3 protein-coding genes are annotated in these 2,676 nt (G+C 58.2%); 1 reads left to right on the top strand and 2 read right to left on the bottom strand.

All coding sequences use genetic code 11. From position 1 onward, the window contains the following. Window positions 1-109: 109 nt before the first annotated feature. Entirely contained in the window at window positions 110-625 is a 516-nt protein-coding gene (locus WA354_RS07265; RefSeq protein ID WP_472812334.1) for a hypothetical protein, read from the top strand. A 12-nt stretch (window positions 626-637) separates the two neighbouring features. Here the strand turns inward: WA354_RS07265 and WA354_RS07260 are convergent, their stop codons facing one another. Next, window positions 638-1,852, bottom strand: coding sequence for a glycosyltransferase family 2 protein (locus tag WA354_RS07260; protein ID WP_472812333.1), 1,215 nt, complete (start codon window positions 1,850-1,852; stop codon window positions 638-640). Window positions 1,853-1,882: 30 nt separating this feature from the next. After that, a partial coding sequence (locus WA354_RS07255; RefSeq protein WP_472812332.1) for an MFS transporter occupies window positions 1,883-2,676 on the bottom strand: 794 nt, incomplete at its 5' end.

The following is a 2,676-nucleotide window of genomic DNA, read 5'->3' as shown; positions in this document are numbered from 1 at the left end:
CAATGTGTATATAGCTTCTGATCGACTCTCAGATTTGGTTGTGTGATGAAGGTACTTTATAGTTCGCCCCGCGAAGTTTAATCTATCGATTCCCCGGAAGGGTTTGCTTGTGCGCACAACGTTGGTTCGGATTCTCCTGATTTGGCTGTTCTCTGCCGTTGGATTTGCTGCGAAGGGGAAAGACTGCGTTACTTCGGACGAAGCTGCGAAACATGCCAACAAGGATGTGTGCGTCGAGGTGCATGTGTATGATGTGGTGGAGTTGGCGGATGGGACGCGGTTTTTGGACGTGTGTTCGCCGGAGACTCCTGATGAGAAGTGCGGCTTTACGATTGTTAGTCTGCGCGAGGATCGTGTTGAAGTCGGCGAGTTGCAGAAGTATCGCGATGAGGATGTGCATGTGCGCGGGATTGTGCAGGCGATGCATGGACGCAGCGGCATGGTGCTGAGTCATGCGCGGCAGTTCTACGGCGGGGAACCGAAGTTCAAACCAAACCCAAAACTGCTGCATGGGTTTTCAGGCGAACAAGCGAAGCCGCCGATCGCGGATCCGAATCTGCGGCCACATGGCAGACATCGCGCTTTCATGAATTCGCGGGATCAGGAAACCCTGCCGAGCAAGTAGGTTTGGCAAGGATCAGCCGATACGCCAGGGGATCATGGCCCGCTTGAGTTCTGCCAGCGGATAGAGAGTGCCCCGCCAGGTTACGCCGCCTCGCTTGATAGTGAGAATCATCGACCGCAAAAATGCCCAGGCCAAAATCAGTACGCTCGGCGCATACAGGATGGCCAGCAGCGGCGAAATACTATTCATCTTCCGGTTGGCATGGAAACTCATGGCAACGCTGCAATAGAGCGCGACGCATGCGGCTATTCCCCACGGTCCTGCGACAAGCGCCAATAGCGGGACAATGGCCTGCACAACGAGCGCCACTGAGGCAACGAGCGTGAACCAGCCACTGTAGCGAAATCCGGCGAAGGCATTCTTTTCGAGGAGGCTCACAATTCCAAATGGTCCTCGCATCCACGCGATTTTTACGAGCCCCGGTCCAAGCACCATCATTGATTTCCGGTGCAATTCCTTCTTCACAAGCCAGCCCAGCGAAACGTCTTCGACAATCTCCATGCGCAAACGCTCCATCCCGCCAACAGCTTCGAGAGCGTCCGCTCGGAGCAGGTTAAATCCGCCCACTCCGAAGAAGTCCTTTGCATTGGGATCCTGGACCTTCCACATGCGTGCGGCCCATTGACCGAGCGCCTGAATCGAGCCCTGCACTCCTGCTGCCAGCACACCTTCGTGCGTCAATGTCGGCACGAGGACGAAATGGTTCGCGCCTGCTTTCGTAGCCGCGCGTAAGGCCAGTTCCAGGGCTTGCGGCGCGAAGGTCACGTCTCCGTCGGTGAAGAGCAGCCACGGAGCGCGGGCACGCGCAACACCAAGGGCCAGGGCGTGCGGCTTTCCAAGCCAACCCTCGGGCAACTCTCGATTATGTATGACCTCAAGGGTGTTCGAATCGTTGCGATGCCTTGATGCCACTGCGTCCATAACTTCGCCGGTACGATCATCCGAACGATCGTCGATGGCAACAATCTGCGCTCGAACTGCTTCGGAGCGAAGCAGCGACTCGAGGGTTGCTTCAATTGAATCCTGCTCATCGCGTGCGGGAACAATGACTGTCACGTCGGGGACATTGCGTTCGGGCAACGGCGGCAGTTGGCATTCGTCCGTTGCAGTCAGGTCAAGAACCGACGCCATCCCACGCAGCGCCATGACAGAGCGTTGAAACCAGCTCAAGGCCATCAGCCACGCCAGAACGATCAACGCAGGCCGTAGCACATCGGTAGGAATCATGTTGCCAGTTTACGCAGGACTGTTGGGAAGCTAGAGTGAGGCATCTTCGAGTTGCGGCGCGAATCGGGAGCCGACGAGCAGGAAAGCGCATGAGAAGACGAGGAAGATCAACGTCGCGCCGAGACCGATACGGAGATTGGACCGGTCGGCGATCTTGCCAATGATCTGGGGCGAAAATGTGTCGCCGAAGAAGTGAATGCAGAAAAGATTGACTGAGACAGCGGTGGCCCGCACGGGTGCGGAAACGGAATTCACGATGGCCGTGTTTAGGGGACCAGTGTTGAGAAAGAGGAAGAACTCCGCCGCGAACAGCGCTGGCACGGCCCAGCGGCTGGGACCGAAGAAGAGCAGGATGCCGAAGGGGAGCGTGAGTGCCACGCTCCAAAAACTGAGCAGGTAGAGAGCGCGGTGATTGGTGCGGAGCCAGCGTTGGGCGATCCAGCCACCGATGGCGGTGCCGAGGATGCCGTCGAGCACGGTACTGGCGCCGGCAAGCTGGCTGGCTTTCGCTACGGAGAGGCCGATGGGATTGTGGAGAAATTCGGGTATCCAGTTGGAGATGCCGCCCATGGCGAAGGTCAACATGGCCAAGCCGAAGGTGGCGGTGAGGAATGCGGGGTTGCGGAAGAGACCCGCTACGGTGGCGCGATCAGTTGTGGGCTTGATGTGATCCTGCGCGCCGCGCACCGGTTCGCTACCGAAGATGCCATAGAGTACAGCCACGATCAGACCCGGGATGGCGCAAATAAAGAAGGGAGCGCGCCAGCCCCACATCGTGCCCATCTGTCCGCCAGCCACGTAACCAAGGGCGGCGCCGACAGGGA

The organism is Occallatibacter sp. (genome assembly GCF_049802275.1).
Classification (GTDB): domain Bacteria; phylum Acidobacteriota; class Terriglobia; order Terriglobales; family Acidobacteriaceae; genus Telmatobacter.
Note: the sequence above shows the minus strand (reverse complement) of the source record. Positions and strands in the feature narration are given on the sequence as shown.

What these genes read in the sequence shown, in the direction of transcription:
- WA354_RS07260 (WP_472812333.1), bottom strand. Translation starts at nt 1,852, where the DNA reads ATGATTCCTACCGATGTGCTACGGCCTGCGTTGATCGTTCTGGCGTGG.